We start from the raw sequence: 17,289 nt of genomic DNA, 5'->3' as shown, positions 1-17,289 counted from the left end.
TGATCTATGAGAAAACATATTGGAATATACCTGTCTGTATTAGCGGCGATTGTTCTTGGAGGATGTAGTTCTTCCAACGGTAATATGAAAAAAATTCCTGAAGCGCAGGTTCGCTCTATGGAAGGGCCTGGAAACGCACCGATACCATCAGAAGAATATAGCATCGTAGCGATTCAAAGCAAATACCTTCTGAAGGATACAACTTCGACCAAGGTCTATTTGTATGCGGATGTTTTTAAGGGTAAAAATTCCATTTCGGTTGAAGATTTTGTCGCGAACTATAATCTCAATTACGTTATCTACTCGGATTATGGCACGCGCGACCGGCTGGGATATGGCAATATCAAACTGACTTCTGATAACGTCAAAAAACTCGGTGATAAAATTGTCATCAATTTTGATCTGAAAAGCCCTAACAAAGATTACGGTGTGTTGCTGAGTGAAATCAGCCAGATCGGAACCCTGAAAAAAGTCTTGAACGATCTGACGATCAGGTTCAAAGACAAAAGTACGAACGATCAGTACGCGATATTCACAGATGCAAGCAGTGAGCCTTTGCAACGCCATTTCATCAATTCGAATCAGCCATTTTATGTGAATAAGATAGACGGAGAAAAGAACAAACTCTTTGTCTACTATTATTCTCACAGTTTTGAGCCGGCGGCTTCTCCAATGAATACCGCGCCAAAGACAGTATCCAAATCTTTGGAGGTTGATAGTACTTTTACGATTAATAGCGGTGAACAGATTCAGTTTACCAGAGAGGGACTGTATAATATTTTTGCAGATACAACTCAGAAAGAGGGACTTGGACTTTTGGTTGTAAATGAGCGCTTTCCAAAGGTTACTCAGCCTCAGCTGCTTTTAGAGCCGTTGCTATATGTTAGCACGAATACTGAAGTCAACGAAATCAAAAAAGCAGAAGACTATAAGAAAGCGCTGGATAAATACTGGCTGACACTGATGAGTGGAAATGCTCCCGTGGCTCAGCAATCCATACGCTCATTCTATAGCAGAATAGAAGAAGCCAACTCACTTTTCACAACTTACAAGGAAGGTTGGAAAACGGATAAAGGAATGATATACGTTGTTTTGGGCCCGCCCGATAAGGTGCAAAGAAGCAAAGACAAAGAGATCTGGACGTATAATCAACGCGGTAACGCACAGAATGTAAATTTTACTTTTAACAAGAGAAACAATCAATTTGTGGATGATCATTACGAGCTTGTTCGGTACGCCGAATATCAGCCTATATGGTATCCTGTAGTAGAAGCATGGAGAAACGGAAGTATACGCTGAGACAGCCCGCCCCTCGCCCACCTCAAGCCGAAATGGTTTTTGGTACGCAATCAGTACTCGAAACCTTACGTTCCGGCAAGGAAATCGAAAGGATATTTATTCAACGAGAATTCGGACTCGCAGAAATCGAAAAATTGGCCAAAGAAATTGGTGCACCTATTCAGCGTGTACCGGTTGAAAAGCTTAATCGAATTACCAGAAAGAACCATCAGGGAATCATATGTTTTGTATCTCCGATTCGATATGTTCCTCTTCACAATGTGTTGACGCAGGTATTCGAAGATGGAAAGACACCGCTTTTCCTCCTTTTAGATAGAATAACAGACGTAAGAAATTTTGGTGCGATTGCGCGTACTGCTGAATGTGCCGGTGTTCAGGCGATTATAGTTCCATTGAAAGGTGCCGCACAAATCAATGCAGACGCGATGAAAACCTCTTCCGGCGCATTGAATTACCTGCCGATCTGTCGCGAATTGAGTCTTGTGGAAACACTACGATATTTGAAAGACAGCGGTCTTCAGATCATTGCGTGTTCGGAAAAAACGACTTCGGTGCCATATGATGTAGATTTTACTGTACCGACGGTAATTATCATGGGTTCTGAGGAAGACGGCATTTCAAAAGAATTGCTTGATTTGGCTGACTCAGGGGTTCGCATTCCTTTATTAGGGCAAGTTGAATCTTTGAATGTGGGCGTTGCCAGCTCGATTGTTTTGTATGAAGCAGTGAGGCAACGTTTGAAATAGAACACATCAATTCATAGTGATATTTGAGAGTTTGTCAATTTGGCAAACTCTTTTTTTGTGAACAGTTCAGCTTGCATCTATTTCTCAAAGGATCAAATTGCACCGAATTTTGACTAATTGTTTGCGGGAGATATCTAAAATTATGAATACATTGTAGGTTAAGGCACCCCGACTCTATATAAGAATATCAATCGACCACACCCATGGCTCCTTCCTTACTGATCTATTTATTTTTGGTGATCATCATTGTATTTCTTGTAATGCTGGCCAATAAATTGAACACCGCATATCCAATTGTATTGGTAGTTGGCGGGTTGTTGATTAGTCTCATTCCCGGAATCCCGACACTTAAACTCAATCCGGAATATATCTTTCTGATCTTCCTGCCTCCTTTGCTTTATGAGGCGGCCTGGTTTACTTCATGGAAGAATTTTTGGCGATGGCGTCGCGTAATTACGAGTTTTGCATTTCTTGTTGTCATATTTACGTCTCTGGTGGTGGCAGTGGTTTCCAGTCATATTATTCCCGGATTCACGATGGCACTAGGTTTTTTGCTCGGGGGCATCATTTCTCCACCGGATGCAGTGTCGGCAACCACGATATTGAAAACGGTGAAAGTTCCAAAAAGAGTTACAGCAATTCTGGAGGGCGAAAGCCTTTTGAATGACGCATCCAGCTTAATTGTTTTCAGGTTCGCGCTCATCGCCGTTGACACTGGAAGATTTATCTTTCAGGATGCGCTGTTTGATTTTGTGGTAGTAATCGTAATGGGAGTAGTTGTTGGGATTGTGATCGCGTTGATTTTTTATGCAATTCACAAGTATTTCCCGACTAATGCCGACATCGACACGATACTTACACTCACCACTCCATACGTCATGTATATTGTAGCAGAACATTTCCATGTATCGGGCGTTTTGGCAGTAGTGAGCGGAGGTTTATTTCTCTCTTCCAGATCGCAGATATTCCTTTCTCACAGAAGTCGATTACGGAGTTTAAACGTCTGGTCCTCATTTAGTTTTGTATTGAACGGTATTGTATTTATGCTGATCGGCTTGGAGCTACCCGAAATTGTCTCGCAGCTTGGTGATGTTAGTTTATTTACTGCTATAGGGTATGGATTATTGATTACGCTTCTACTCGTAATCATCCGCCTTCTAAGTACCCTCGGTTCGTCGTTATTTACAGTTTTCATAAGCCGGTATATCCGGACGGCTGACGCGCGACCGGGCTGGAAAGGACCGGTTATTATTGGCTGGGCAGGCATGCGGGGTGTAGTTTCACTGGCTGCTGCACTTTCCATTCCGCTGACGCTAAGCGATGGCAACCTTTTCCCCCAGAGGAATCTTATTCTTTTTATCACTTTCATGGTCATCCTTCTTACCCTCGTAGGCCAGGGCTTAACGCTTCCCTGGCTTATCAAATGGGTGTCTATGGAGGATCCCGATAATATGCTGCCTTCCCACGATCAGGACATCCAGATACGAAAAACGCTCGCACAAAATAGCCTCAAGTATTTGAAAGAAAACTTCGATCAGGAGATCAACGAAATAAAGGCATTAAAACAAATCGTCGAAAATTTATCTGTAGACCACAAGGCCTCTGATCCGATCAAAAATACGGACAAAGAGACTTTCCGAACGGTATATCTACAGCTCTTAGCTCAACAGCGTAAGTGGCTGCATGATATAAATAAAGTGTACGAGACCAACGAAGATGTAGTTCGCAGACACCACGGACTTATCGATTTGGAAGAAGAACGTTTGTCTTTGAAGTCGGGAGATATTGAGGACGAACATTAAACTTCTTCTCGTATTTTTTCGATTATATATGTCCCTGATTTGTCCGGAAAATGTATCCATCTTCAACTGGCCTCTATTTTGAACCTATGATATTAAGTACTTTTGATCAGGTAAGCTATCAAGGTGAGGCTGATCAAAAAAATTGCTGAGGTGACAAATTTCACCAAAAAGGTTGAATGATAATATTCGCCAGCGTCGAGCATTTTTTTCGTTCTTATATATCGCATATAAGAAAAAAGCGTAGCTAATGAACCTAAAACGACCAGAAATATGCCAATAACCGGAGAATATCCTGTGGGCGGCTGTATGTTCTGCTCACCGAGCGCAGCGCTGATTTGCCTTACAAATATAGAAAACTTGACGACCACAAAGCCCAGGCCAATAATCCCGATGCTGGTTCTTATCCAAGCCAGATAAGTCCTTTCGTTGGCGAGATGATCACCTGCGTTTCGTCTCAACTTTGAAATTTCGGGGTCGGTTTCCATATACAAGTTTTAGAGCTGGATATTTCAGATTATAACCTCGGGAAATTCAAAATCTACTAACAAGGACGTCAATAAACCGCTTAAATACGACGGAGATTTGTCACAAAAAAACAGAATTCCCACACCACGGATCTGGTAGAGGAATTCTGTTTGGGCAGCTCTGATATCGATTTCAATCCTGTCGCTTGCCGTCCTTTTTTGCCTTCTTCTCTGCTCTTTTTTCTTTCAGATTCTTTTCAGGCTTCTTTTTGTCTTCCTTTTGGACTGATTTTTCTTTTGCCATACTCTTTTTTGATTTAAGGTAAGTTAGCCAAATAAAATGAAAATTGCTGCAAGTAATATAGTAAGTCTAAAACGTCCGAGTTCCACCGATCATGTCTATTGGACTAAAATATTTCAGTATTTTATCAGAATGCGTCAATCCGACTTAGATAAAGGAACTGCTTCCCAATGCTTTAACATAGCATTCAGAATGATTAGATCTGCTCAATAAAAGTCATAATCGTCATCTCTCGGAATCTGATACGTTTTTAGAAACATCTTAACACTTGGCGGATCGGCCCAAAACGTCAGCTCGTTTTTGACCGTTTTGACGTGCTTTTTGAGATCATTTACTTGCCTGTTGAACGCAAAAACGACACTTTCGAATGAGTTGATCCTATACGGAGCTATATCCACCATACTGCCAAGCTCCCCCGTGATTTCAAATTTCTGTCCTTCCAGATCTTGTAATTGCTGTTTTAGCACCTTATTATAATACATTAACTGCTCGTCGGCCAGCGTTTCCAGATGTTCCTGATCAATGCGATCCAGTTCCATTTGGAGTTTCAATAGCTTCATCAGATCATTCTCCTGATATGCCTGTGTGACACGCTGCATGATGTCCGTTTTCCGTTCCTTCTCGGCTTCGTCCTTTTCGCGATCAGGGTGAAAAGCTTTAACCAGATCCATGTATACAGACCTCACGGATTTGGTAAGTTTTTGTTCCTCAGCTTTGCGTTTCTCCTCCCGATCCAGCTGCTTTTGCGTCTTTTGCTTTTTGGAATGTTTCTCTGCCCGCATCCTCTCCTCCGCTTCGTAGGATTTCTCTCGTTCCGAAAGCTTTTTTTCCATTTGTTCATGAAACTGTTCAGGAGTAGATATATCGTCATCATCGTCAAACTCTACCCCATAAATCCACGCCATATCCTTCACAGCACCAATAGCCAGCCGATCCACCTCTGCATTTACTGTATCAAAATCATCGTCATTGTATTTGTTAAAAATTTCCTTCAACTCGTCCATCCCGCTTTTTGTAATCAGTTCGAAGCACATGTCAGTAATAAGGTGCTCCAATTTGCGATGGTCGTTTTTCTTGAAAATCTTGTTCGGGTATATCCGATCCATCGTCATGACCAACTCCACTCGTGCAGCATCAAATCTGTCGAAAAGCGGTCGCATTTCTTTTTGAGCACGTTGCTGTAATTGCGTCCTGCCATCCTGCAAGTCCTTAATGAGATTGCCAAGCTCCTCTATCTTCTTTGTCAATTGATTGAACTCCTTTTGCCGTTTGCTTAACGTCTTTCTTTGACTGCCAATATGCAGCAGGTTTGCCTTTTCAAGTTCTTGATTTGCCATCACTGATTTGCTACTTCCACGAAATATGGCACAAATTACCAGAATTTGCGCAAACGGATAGGCAGACGATGGAAGAAATAAACTCCGGAAACTAATTTCGCCAGGAATAATCGATTTCTAATAACAATTGGATTTTTGTCCACAGGGCTTTTAAATTCGCTAAATAAGGGGGGGGCGGTAGCTCCATACGCGCAAATTACAGTCGGCTATTTATTAAAGAGTTGTTCCGGATACGAGAAAGAATTTTAAATGTCGATTGACTTTCCTGATTTTGTGATCTCTTCCCATCGTTGTACCAATTCAAGAAGCCGATCAAAGGATAGACGAATTCCTGGCCATGCTTGTCCATTAGCGGCTGAACCCGATCTCTCCTGTCGAAATGGCATATCAGTGCTGATAATAACGCATCAGAAAGACGCTATGACCTTACCGTATTTCATCCTGGCAATCGTTACCCAATAGCCGGTTAAATTGGTGTAAGGCCGTAGTTACTCATCAGGCTCAGGAAGCGAATGGCTACAAAAGCTCCCGCTTCCCTGCCCTACCGTTTATAAATAGATCCGATACATCAGATTGGGGAAAATACCAAACTGCTTAAAATAACCCACAGAATCAGGTTTACTATCGTCGTAATATTCCGAAATCCTGCTCAGGCGATTGGTAATATTGTCAATATTGAGAAAAAGCTCGTGGGTTGTTTTACGTTTGTTGACTTTGTAACTGGCCGAGAAAGTGACCTGATAAATGTCGTCAATCTTGTTTTCGAAAGCTTTGTCGTAATCCCAAATCGTACCACTTTTCGGGTCGGAAATAACCTGTCCGGCGCTGTTGCGCAGTAGCGGAATATACTTTTTGCCTCCGCCGAAAAACACTTTTGCATTCAGCGAGATGGTCTTGTTATGCTTGCGGCCCAGGTTACTAAACTCCTTGCCAGCCAAGACATTCACAAGGTAATTGTCAGCATAGGCCGTATTTCTTTCTTTGCCGTCAAGCGGCGTGTATTTGGACTGGTACAAAGAGGAATTGATAAGGAAATAGTAATTCTTGTCAAAAAACCTTTCAATCGTCACCTCGATTCCGTAATTCCGGCCCTTTCCTTTATTGACAAGCTCAACGTAGCGAAAGTCCTGGCCTTCATTGATGGTCGCATAAGAGCTGGTATCGGAATTTTCGACCGGCAGATTGTACAAATGCTGGTAGTAACCTTCCGCTTTGATTCTGAGATTCTCCGTTAACCGGTATTCATAGCCTGCCACGAAATGGTGCGCTTTGAGGAGGCCCAGATTCCGGTTAGGTTCTGTGTAGCTTCCATTGGGTTGTTTTACTTTTGCAAAATAATTGTGAACCCGGTCCATCGTGCTGTGCAGACCATATCCAGCATTGACTGTCCCCCGGCTACCCGCATTCCAGCGAATCGCCAGCCGTGGTTCGAGCGTGCTTTTTTGGTTGTAGAGCACATTCATATTGTGGAGTCCGGCTACTAAGGTTACCGTGTTCCCGGCCCGGTATTTCCAGCTTACAAAGTTACGAAGCGTAGCAATCCCCTCGTCGAAGTCAGACAGTACCTGAGGCGCGCCAGTACTATCGTCAAAAAAGCTTTGCGCATAAGAGAAGTTATTATACGCAAACTTGGCCCCGGCCTCAATACGGTTGCGTGCATTCAACTTATTATTGTAGGTGATTGACGCGCGATAGTTGGTATTGTTCAATCGGCTTTTGTAGTTGGCCCTTTTGTTTGTCAACGAGTCCCTGAGCCACTGGTCAGCAGCATCACGGATTTTGATGACATCGGATTGATCAATATCCTCATTGATCCCATTTCCTGAAAAGGAAAGCAGCGTCGTTAATGATCCGTTTTTACTGATTTGCAAGCGATGTGAAAGGCCGGAATTAATAAGAAATGCACGTTTATCATAGTCTTTTCGGATTGTTTCCCGAGCTGACTGATTTCCCGGAATCGGAGCTGTTCCTGGATTGAAGTCGGCAAGATATACCTTGCTTGACCCGCCCAGGCCAAACAAGGAAAATGAACCCACTTTTTTGGTTGGTAAAGACAATTTGAATGCGCCATCCTGAAATGTCGGAGCGCCGCCTTCTATGTCCACCAATCCTATCTCACTTAAAACACCAATAGTGGAATACCGGTAATTGGCCAAAAACGATCCCTGATAATCTTTTCGAAAAGGGCCTTCCAGGGTAACATCGGTACCTAAAATCCCTAATCCCAGAATCGACTGAAATTGCTGATTATTCCCACTCCGAAGCTTCACGTCATACACACCCGAAAGCACATCACCATATTCCGCCGAAAATGCACCTGTATAAAAATCCGACGTAGCGAGCAGGTTGTTGTTCAATGCGCTGACACCGCCACCTACTGAATTCTGGTCCGCGAAATGGTTGGGGTTGGTGATCTCCACACCTTCGAGCCGCCACTGGACATACTTTGGCGAATTACCCCGAACGATCACTTCGTTGCTTCCCGTAGAATTGTTGGTAACCCCCGCAAAGTTCGACAGGATCATAGCCGGGTCATTGAAACCTCCCGCATATCTCTTTGTTTCATCGAGTGAAATGGACCTGCCGCTCACCAGCGCCATATCATTTTGCGCCTCGCCTTTGTTCTCAGTTACAGTTACTACCACTTCATTCAATTGGGTGGTTGCTTCCTGCATCACCAGATCCAAAACCACCTCGCGGCCCGCATCGACAACAATGTTAGAAACCTGACGCAGCTCGTACCCAACAAGGCGAAGTTCCAGTGTGGCGCGGCCCAATGGAATCTGTTCTAATAAAAACTGACCCGACTGGTCCGTTATTGTTCCTTTTACCGGCGCTGATCCGGCAATTAATACCGTCGCTCCGACTAATGGCTGCTTGCTGTCCGCGTCGGACAATGTCCCGCGGATGTTTTGAGTGAGGGTCTGAGCGCTCCCCGCCATGCCTAATAGCGAGAAGAATGTTAAATAGAGGTACTTCATGTTACTTTGCTAATAGTTAGTATTTCACAAAGTTGAACTGAAGTCAACCGGCATCCATTGACTTTGGTTAAGAAATGAAGAGTGAACGTTGTACCATTTTTTACCTAGATGAAGTTTCAAAGCCATAAGGGAAATACTGATTGTTTTAAAATGCACTACAATCTTCGTATATTCATGGGTTGTATAAATTTTAATACCTGGCACAAATAAACAAAAGCCGAAAATGCACGACATTCTATTTGACTTTTTATCAAAATATGTTCCTTTGACAGAAGATGAAAAGAATATCATCATCTCATTTAACACTTTTCGGACAGTCAAAAAAGGTACAATTCTCTTAAGAGAAGGACAAAACTCTAATGATATATACTTTGTATTGAAAGGTTGTATTCGGATTTATTACATCATTGACGGAATTGAAAAAACGACTGCGTTTTATACAGAAATGGAAGGCTTGACACCTCATTGTGTTATCAATAAAGCACCTTCCCAATATTATATATCCTGTATTGAGGACTCGATACTTAATGTTTCGAATCCTGAAATGGACGTCGAGGCTTTTAACAAATTCCCAAAATTTGAATCGCTTTGCAGAATTTTATCGGAAGAACTTCTAGTTAAACAGCAAACCAAATTTGACGAGTTTAAGACCTCTTCCCCCGAACAACGATACCTAAATTTACTAAAATCGCGACCTGACCTTATTCAACGTGTGCCACAGCATCAATTAGCGAGCTATTTAGGTATCACACCCGAATCTTTAAGCAGGTTAAGAGCGAGGATTACAGAGAAAGATAAGGCGCATATCAACTCTTCTCAGCCTGCTTCCTCAGTTGAAAATAACACTTTCCAGCAATTGCTTTGCTGATAACCTGGTTGATTTCACCTTAGGCGAACTGTAATTTTTCACCTCAATAATTGCCGAAATACAGCAGAGTTGTTTAGCAAGAATGCAGTTCCAGCGCGGATCAGATCAATTCTGTTTCGTTTGGCTCTATTTAAATACCAGTAACGGAAAGGTGATTTGCGAAATAAAAATTCATATTGGTCAGGAAATGCGATGGAATCATCTCTTAAAGAAAAAAGATATTAATTGTGATACAGGATCAACATCCAGTTCAGACAGGATCAGATCAGATTAGTCCGCCTTTACTTAAATTCAATTCACCGGCGAGCAGATAGATATTTTCGATTTTAGAAGCTGGTGATTCACGCTTCGCCTGTTTCTTCCTCGTGCGTTTATTGAAACGAAAAAATGTTGTCTCTACAATCCTGCTAAACGTGAGATGTTTGAAATTAGCAACCCCACACTTTACGTATATACAAGGGCAGCATACAATATGTGATCAACACTTAGTTGATGTGGTAGCCTAATGTCTTATATTTACGACTGCCAATTTTCAATGCAATCGCCAATTCTCTTTATTCTGGCAGACCATATCTTGTAATTTATATAAGCCTGAATGGCGACGAGCAAGGCCAAGCCAAAAAGCATCCAGTTTTTCCCAGTGTCAAGCTCTACGGAAGAAACAAAGTAAATTAATAGGCAAATCAATGATACCGTCCGTGTCAGCAAAGAAACTATAGCGTATCCATTAAGCTTTTTGTGATATTTGGCCATCGACTGCAAGATATCTTCTCCTGATACAATGTTTTTTGCGGCCAGGTAGCCCGTCAAGCTATGGAGGATGACCATGAGAAAAGATCCGACAAGTAAGAAATTCGCGTATAACGGTTTTTTGTCCCCATCAAACATCGTATAGTAAACAGCCAGAAATAAGATGTAAGATACTATTTCAATGGCAAGCCGCAGCCTGATAGCATTCAATTGGTTATTGCCTTGTTTTATCATTGGATGCTCTTTCATGCCGATATTGTCTGGCTTAAGATTTCTCCAATCGTTTTTCAGTTCATCGATATTCATTTTGCTGGATTTAATGTTTTTTTTAACTTGGATTTAATTCTTCCCAACTTTACGGCAATATGATTTTCACTCAACCCAGTTATTTCTGCCATCTCACGATAGTCGAAGTCTTCGAAATACAGTGCGAGCAAAGCCCTTTCTGCTTCATTTAGCTTTTTTAGTATTATAAAAAGCTGCTCCTCTCTTTCCCGGTTTTCACAATCAATGTTGCTGTCTTCTTTATCCGGTAACCGCTCGGTAAATGATAACATTATACTCTTCTTTCGATAGCATGCCATTGCAGTGTTAAGGGCGATTCTATATATCCACGTACTTTGCTTGGACTTCCCCTCGAATTTTGGGAACGACTGCCACAACTGTAAAACGATCTCTTGAAAAAGATCCTCGCGATCCTCAGGGCTGTCCCGGTAAAGCCGTGACACCTTATGAATGCTGGCCTTATGCATGGTGATCATCTGCAAAAACTGTTTTTCCATGCTATCTGTTTTTAACAAAACGAATTGATTGTCCCCGTAAGTTGGCCTTGAGGCCTTTAATGGTGTCACCTAAATCTTTTTCAAATTCAATCTGCACTGGTACTTTTTTACCAAAAAACACAGAGCTATCCGAAGGATATAGCTCGAAGAATGGGTTTTGACCCATTTTCGCATAGAGCTGCTCTCCTTTTAAAAAAATCGCTAGTTGGTGACCATTGTCCGCGGTATAGATTCCTTGAAATTTGTCAAGCTGCGATGCCTTCATTACGATATGGGTAGGCACAACCGGCATATCAAACCTGTCTCCGAAAACGATGCTTTCAATACTGGACTGCATTTCCCCGACAGGCAAAGTGGAAATATTACTTAGGATTACTACAGAAATCTTTGCATTGGGATAGTATCCCGAAATAGCGGAACATCCATAAGTCCCCCCACCGGTAAAATTAAAATCCCTTTCTGGGTCTGAGGGTCTCCTAAGGAACCACCCATAACCATAGGATTCGCTGCGTCCGTTAACCGGTTGTGAGTTTTGAATGGTGAACAGTTGGTCAGTGACCATTTTGTCGAAATGACCTCCATTTAAGGCATTGTTCCATTTTAATAGATCGCTCGCAGTAGAATACAGGTTGCCCGACCCCTTCATTAAAGCATAGTCCCGATGTGGTGCCGCGATCAGTCGATCTGCTAATTGATGATATGGGGAAACCATTCCACTGATAATGTCTGTTCCATTGCTTACTCCTGTGTGATCCATACGTAATGGATCTGTAATTTTGTCTCTTAGGATAGCACCATAGCTCTTATGGTAAATCATTTCCAGAATACTTGCCAGAATAAAGTATCCAGGACTGGAATATTGCGTCTTTGTCCCTGGAGCAGACAATAGTTTTAGTTTGAATATCTCGTCTGTGGCCTGCCGGCCCGAGAGTGGAAGAAACGAAATTTTCTCCCAGTAACCTGCTATCCCGTCGTTGTGTGGAAGGCCGGAGGTATGGGTAAGTAATTGTCTGATAGTTATGCTACTCCAATCTGATAGGCCGAGTTGGGGGTAATATTTCTTGAGTTGATCGCCCAGCGTTAACTTGTTCTCTTCGGCAGCCAACACTACCAACATAGCAGTAAACTGCTTAGTAATTGATGCTATCCGAAAAACAGGATCTAAAGGAAACAGAACGTCGAGCTCCAATGATGCTTTTCCTACGGATTGTCGATAGATTATACTATCATTCCTGGCAATCATGACGGTACCGTTAAAGCCAATTGATTTCTGCTGTATGCTCAAATAACGGTCAATCAAGTCAGTCTGTTCTTTATGAATCTGGGCTACGGATCGTGACAGAAAGCCCGGTACACAAATAAAAACGAGTATAAAAAATTTTAGTCTGTTCATCTTTTCCTGTTAATCAGCACCATTAGTAGCGATTTATTGAAAAAGATGACAAGTGATAAGGAAATATTTAATTAAAGAAGTTAACTATTAGTGGGTTGGGCCTACCATTTATCATAGCCAGAACGTGCCTATTTGGTAGTGACCAACTTTAAAATCCATATGAATTCATCCACGGACCTTTACCGGTAGGTTTTGGCCTGTTTTCAGGATACATGTCCGAAGTAGGGACCGATATTAGTCTCTCCACCACCTTCAGATTTCGGGTTCAGGCTCACACTGAAAATCAAGTGGTTAAATTCAGTAGAAACAGAAATAGCGGAGGAAAGACCTCCGCTATAACTAGTTAAATATCAATGATTTATGTGTCCTGCAGAGAGAGAGATCGGGAGCTCTCTGGTAACCAATTGATTAACAGATAGTTAAAATCCCTCATTTTCCAGTTCCATGATTCACGACATGCATTCAACAAAGCCCGATTTCAGCACACAACTAACTGACTATCAACTCATAACAATCGATATTTTTCATGAAATTACGAAATTGTTTTTTAATGGCAAAAACCGCTCGAATTTTAATAATTTGGAAGGTTCGAATCCCTTCTCTCCGAAGGTTCGAAACAGTAACATACTGCCTGCTCCTTATTTAAGTTAATATTAATAAATTCAATTTCTATACTGCCATCACGCAAGCTTTTTACGAATTATTCGCAATCTGAATTGAATCACCTCAATTCGGCATGATGTGCAGTAAAAAATTAATATCGACGAAAGTGATCCGATGATTCATTGGTAACCGATTTGAAAGCATTTAGCAAAAGGACGAGCTGTGATCTTAACCTAATCATTCGATACAAATTTGACCTATTTTATACAAAATTGACACCTTGATATTTTATCAAATACGACCTGATATTTCGTCTCAGTATGACAATATCCTCAATGTCCGTTTTACTGCGAATGTTCACTGATTCCAGATCCCACTTCGATATTTTTGCATGCAAAAGGTGCATTATTGCTAGTGGTACCAAATACAATTTTCGGCTTGATGTCTGAATCTGCGGTGTTTTAATTAGGTCAGCAAGAGATACATTAAATTCTTTGTCATTAGCTGTTAATTTTTCCTTCGCTTTATCAAATAAACACTTGAAATATTCAACGTCGGACATTTGAAAAAACTGAGTTTTGGCTTTCTTTGAAAAGAATCCCGAAATCTCCTTATATATTGCAGAAATGTCTTCTGACGGCCAATGTCCGTTGTCCCCACCTTGGATAGAGTCAATTCCAAATTGTTTCGGATTTTTCAAGGCGCCTGTCATTTGTTTTATTACTGCTGTAATAGCCCGTGGATATTTATGTGTAAATGCAGGCTCTCCTTTAAGCCAGGCACATATTTCAATGCAGTTTTTTCCGCGCAATTCTACCAAACTGTTCAGACTGAATTGTAATGCTGTCAATTCCCTAATATCGAGCCAGGTGCCTTCTAGCGGGGCGGGTCTTTCAGACGGGACGGAATTTTCTATTGGGGCTTCATCGTTTTTTTTTCTCCGGAATATCTAATGGTAACTGCTCATAGCCTTCCAGTTCAAAAACAGAGGCATTTTTCCCATCGCTCCGGCCATCAAGCGTATACTCTTCCTTATATCTCGCTGATAGAGTAAAGCGAACAGCACGATTTCCATTTGTAAGGTGAATTTCCTGCTGCCCCCGCAGCATATCTTTCCAAAGTGCAACGGTATGACTGGCTGGTGCGTCCTAGTTGTCATCTATGTATAAGTCATTCGTCAGCCTTTTGAATCTTTTTACCATACCAAGCGAGGTCAGTGACAAAACGGCAGTTCCAGGATCGTCGGCGAGCACATTGGCGTAACGTGCCGACCACCTACTATTCAATTGAGGACCGTCACTTAGCAAGGCCATCAAAAAAGTTGGCCCTGTTCCCCTGATAATGGCGGATACCGGTTCCAATTGAGCCAAATCTTCACAGATGAGCGCCGTAAGAGCCAGCCAACCTGTCGGTGCCAGGATAGTGAGACGGAGCTGGGCAACTGAGATATGCTCAAACCATCGCCTTTCCGATGGAAGTTTTCCAGCCAGCCAATATTGTACGAGCTGGTTCCGATTCAAATGCCACCGGTGATGCTTTCGCTGAGCAACGTCATACCACTTCCCGGCAAAGAAAGTTGCCATTCTGACTTCATTGTGGGAAGGATGATCAGTGACACCGTTGTAATAGCCATTTTGCGGCTGATTTGACAATTTGGATAGCTTTGAATTTTCGCTTTCCTTCGAAATACCGGCAACTATCAGTGGTAAATGGTAAAGTCTACCGATATTTTCCAAGCTACTACTGGACTTTACCAACCGCTCGTAAAACTTGTTCTTTAAGTGAGTATATTGCTCTTCTGACAAAGATGATTCAGGAAAAACCAGAATGTGAATCTGGTCTAACTTCTCATTTTGACGCCACACAAGATCAACCACCTGATCCAGATATTTGTATGCTTTTTTCTCTTCCTCCCCCATCGTAGCACGGTATAAAAAGTACTGGACGGACTGAAACCGTTCGCTTCTTGGCTCGAAATTATCTTCACTGATATTAAAAGGGAAGGGAACGGCGATCACATTCAGACTTTTCTGATGGTGATTGTACCAGGGTATGGTCCTCCACATCACCTCGACTTCCGACGTGTGAAAAGTTAAATGGTGCGAAAGCGAACGGGTTGTGATGCCGCCCTGCGGGGTCCGCATCTTTGGCAGAACTGCCCCATAAAATTTCGGCAAACTGCTCAATGAACCAGTGGCTGTCAGTAAGAGATTTGCAAGACAATGCACGATTTCTGCGGAAATAGATGGCTCATTGGCGACCTTTTCCAGCAGACCCATACCTGCACAGGTGGAATCTGCAATGGCCAGCAACTGCAGTAATGCCTCGGTTAGCTCCCGATACGATGCCATTTCATCGTCAGCCGTTCCAGATCCATTTTTTCGTAGCAGATCGTTAATGGTTCGGAGCACTTCGAGATCAATTAAGACCTTTCCCGTTTCCGGGTCAACTCCGTTCCAATATTTTGCAATCGTGTTTATGATTTTGCCGAAATTCTCTATGGATTCCTCATAAAAATGACAGCTACTAGGCGAAATTTTGGTTTCTTCCGGTTTAGTATGGTGAAATAATCTGGCGTTAGATCGGAAGTTACATCCCCTCCAACTAGGCTGGTAGTTTTACGAAGCCAGTGCTTCGCTGCAAATTAAATTTGTCTTGCGTATTCTGGTGTACGGAACAACCGGAAATCAATCAGGCAATGGCGGTAGCAACCAGTCCGTTCCATGATTATTGAAATTAACGCAAAAGTGTCGGGTGGCCAGCAAAGCCAATCCTTTTGGAAGTCCCAACCGGGCTTCAGGCTTCCAGCCAATTGAGCGATTGTCAACTGCGGAGATTCGCGCGAATTTGTATTACGTTTCATAGTCTGAATTCATAGGAAAGGTTAACGAACGCGGTTAGCTAGACGTTGCAGTCGTTTACTCTTCCTTTTTTGCCTCAGAGTTCGTCTTTTTGGCAGCAAACGGATTACTTCCGAATCTGAATCCTATGGTAAAAAACAGCTCGGGCACCCATACCTTGGTATGTAAGGCTTCAAAATTGAGGTTGGTCTTAACAATATCACCTTCCTTATATTCACCATTAAGCTTGTACTTCTGCGTCATCACCAACCCGCTGCTTATGATGACATTTTGCCCGATGACCATAGAAAGCCCTGCATGACCTGACACCTCGAATCCCGTACTGAGACCAAACCCTCCCGTAAAACCGCCATCAAAATCTCTCGCATCACCGTGGAAGGGATAGGTAAAATTGATTGTAGCCGAAATATTGTCCCAAGGTTTCGGTCCGTTTTTGTTTTCTTTGCTAATGGTATATTTGTTTGTGGCAGAGGTGTCCGCAAGGGCATAATACTTTGAAAATCGGCTAATGGCTGACGGGGCATAGGTTAAGCCGTAATGAATGAGCCAGCGATCTTTTTCCGGGGTCGTCAATTTATAACTCCATTTCTCAACCTCTTTGCCTCCATTGTCAACCTTTGTAACCATCAATGTTATTATTTCATTGTATCGTATTGGAAAAGGAACCTTCACGGTACACTTGGTACTATCTATGGATTTCATTAAGACCGTTATGCAGGCATCAAATGGTGCATTTGCGTTATCAATTATCTCGCTACTTTGTTTTACAAATGATTTAATTATTCGCTCATCTGCCTCATTTGCTAATCCAACGATAATTGTTTGAACATCAGACTGGCAATTGTTTATATCAAAGCTACCAGAAGAAAGCTCTGCAATCTCGAAAGGCTTAATTTCAGCACGTCTTTTTTTCCATTCCAATACGTACTTAAAATTACTGCTTCTATTGTTGAGCCTAACAAGTTGAGTACCGACGTCAATGTCCATTGAGATGCCCGACTTCTCAGACAAATCAATGTCTTTTATTTGTGAATATGCATTGTCCCAAAAAGTGACAAGCAGAAAACATGAAAGTAAGGTGAAATTTTTCATAGTTGTTATT

At 42.2% G+C, this 17,289-nt stretch carries 14 protein-coding genes; 4 read left to right on the top strand and 10 right to left on the bottom strand.

Going from position 1 to position 17,289, the window contains the following annotated elements:
- The first annotated feature begins 6 nt into the window (after positions 1-6).
- The 3 genes from AC1XUD_RS16055 to AC1XUD_RS16045 all read left to right on the top strand — a co-directional run bounded on the left by AC1XUD_RS16055 (position 7) and on the right by AC1XUD_RS16045 (position 3,847).
- Positions 7-1,299, top strand: a complete 1,293-nt coding sequence (locus AC1XUD_RS16055; RefSeq protein WP_483362042.1) for a GWxTD domain-containing protein — start codon at positions 7-9, stop codon at positions 1,297-1,299.
- Entirely contained in the window at positions 1,275-2,045 is a 771-nt protein-coding gene (gene rlmB, locus AC1XUD_RS16050; RefSeq protein WP_483362041.1) for a 23S rRNA (guanosine(2251)-2'-O)-methyltransferase RlmB, read from the top strand. The genes AC1XUD_RS16055 and rlmB overlap by 25 nt, the downstream gene beginning before the upstream one ends.
- Before the next feature lie 203 nt (positions 2,046-2,248).
- The gene (locus AC1XUD_RS16045; RefSeq protein WP_483362040.1) at positions 2,249-3,847 is read left to right on the top strand and encodes a Na+/H+ antiporter; all 1,599 of its coding nucleotides are present in this window, start codon (positions 2,249-2,251) and stop codon (positions 3,845-3,847) included.
- A gap of 92 nt (positions 3,848-3,939) precedes the next feature.
- Here AC1XUD_RS16045 and AC1XUD_RS16040 read toward each other — a convergent pair whose 3' ends face one another.
- The 3 genes from AC1XUD_RS16040 to AC1XUD_RS16030 form a co-directional block, all read right to left on the bottom strand.
- Positions 3,940-4,332: a YidH family protein gene (locus AC1XUD_RS16040; protein WP_483362039.1), complete on the bottom strand. Its 393-nt coding sequence runs from the start codon at positions 4,330-4,332 to the stop codon at positions 3,940-3,942.
- Between the two features lie 486 nt (positions 4,333-4,818).
- Positions 4,819-5,949, bottom strand: coding sequence for a hypothetical protein (locus tag AC1XUD_RS16035; protein WP_483362038.1), 1,131 nt, complete (start codon positions 5,947-5,949; stop codon positions 4,819-4,821).
- 548 nt (positions 5,950-6,497) lie between these two features.
- Positions 6,498-8,930 (bottom strand): TonB-dependent receptor, encoded by a 2,433-nt coding sequence (locus AC1XUD_RS16030; protein ID WP_483362037.1) that lies wholly within the window; start codon positions 8,928-8,930, stop codon positions 6,498-6,500.
- A gap of 223 nt (positions 8,931-9,153) precedes the next feature.
- Here AC1XUD_RS16030 and AC1XUD_RS16025 point away from each other — a divergent pair, with 223 nt between their 5' ends.
- Entirely contained in the window at positions 9,154-9,798 is a 645-nt protein-coding gene (locus AC1XUD_RS16025; RefSeq protein ID WP_483362036.1) for a Crp/Fnr family transcriptional regulator, read from the top strand.
- A 516-nt stretch (positions 9,799-10,314) separates the two neighbouring features.
- Here AC1XUD_RS16025 and AC1XUD_RS16020 read toward each other — a convergent pair.
- From AC1XUD_RS16020 to AC1XUD_RS15990, 7 genes are all read right to left on the bottom strand, one after another.
- Positions 10,315-10,854, bottom strand: a complete 540-nt coding sequence (locus tag AC1XUD_RS16020) for a hypothetical protein (RefSeq protein WP_483362035.1) — start codon at positions 10,852-10,854, stop codon at positions 10,315-10,317.
- Positions 10,851-11,330 carry an RNA polymerase sigma factor gene (locus AC1XUD_RS16015; RefSeq protein ID WP_483362034.1) on the bottom strand — a complete coding sequence of 160 codons (480 nt, stop codon included), beginning with the start codon at positions 11,328-11,330 and terminating at the stop codon, positions 10,851-10,853. Before AC1XUD_RS16015 ends, AC1XUD_RS16020 begins: the two co-directional genes overlap by 4 nt.
- 1 nt (position 11,331) lies before the next feature.
- Positions 11,332-12,723: a serine hydrolase domain-containing protein gene (locus tag AC1XUD_RS16010; RefSeq protein WP_483362033.1), complete on the bottom strand. Its 1,392-nt coding sequence runs from the start codon at positions 12,721-12,723 to the stop codon at positions 11,332-11,334.
- A gap of 1,526 nt (positions 12,724-14,249) precedes the next feature.
- Positions 14,250-14,435, bottom strand: coding sequence for a hypothetical protein (locus AC1XUD_RS16005; RefSeq protein ID WP_483362032.1), 186 nt, complete (start codon positions 14,433-14,435; stop codon positions 14,250-14,252).
- Positions 14,436-14,474: 39 nt separating this feature from the next.
- Positions 14,475-15,737 carry a hypothetical protein gene (locus AC1XUD_RS16000; RefSeq protein WP_483362031.1) on the bottom strand — a complete coding sequence of 421 codons (1,263 nt, stop codon included), beginning with the start codon at positions 15,735-15,737 and terminating at the stop codon, positions 14,475-14,477.
- A gap of 233 nt (positions 15,738-15,970) precedes the next feature.
- Positions 15,971-16,189 carry a hypothetical protein gene (locus tag AC1XUD_RS15995; RefSeq protein WP_483362030.1) on the bottom strand — a complete coding sequence of 73 codons (219 nt, stop codon included), beginning with the start codon at positions 16,187-16,189 and terminating at the stop codon, positions 15,971-15,973.
- A gap of 55 nt (positions 16,190-16,244) precedes the next feature.
- A complete protein-coding gene (locus tag AC1XUD_RS15990; RefSeq protein ID WP_483362029.1) occupies positions 16,245-17,279 on the bottom strand; it encodes a hypothetical protein in 1,035 nt (344 codons plus the stop codon).
- Positions 17,280-17,289 lie beyond the last annotated feature (10 nt).

This window comes from Dyadobacter sp. HNCC25DJ184 (assembly GCF_056895215.1).
Note: the sequence above shows the minus strand (reverse complement) of the source record. Positions and strands in the feature narration are given on the sequence as shown.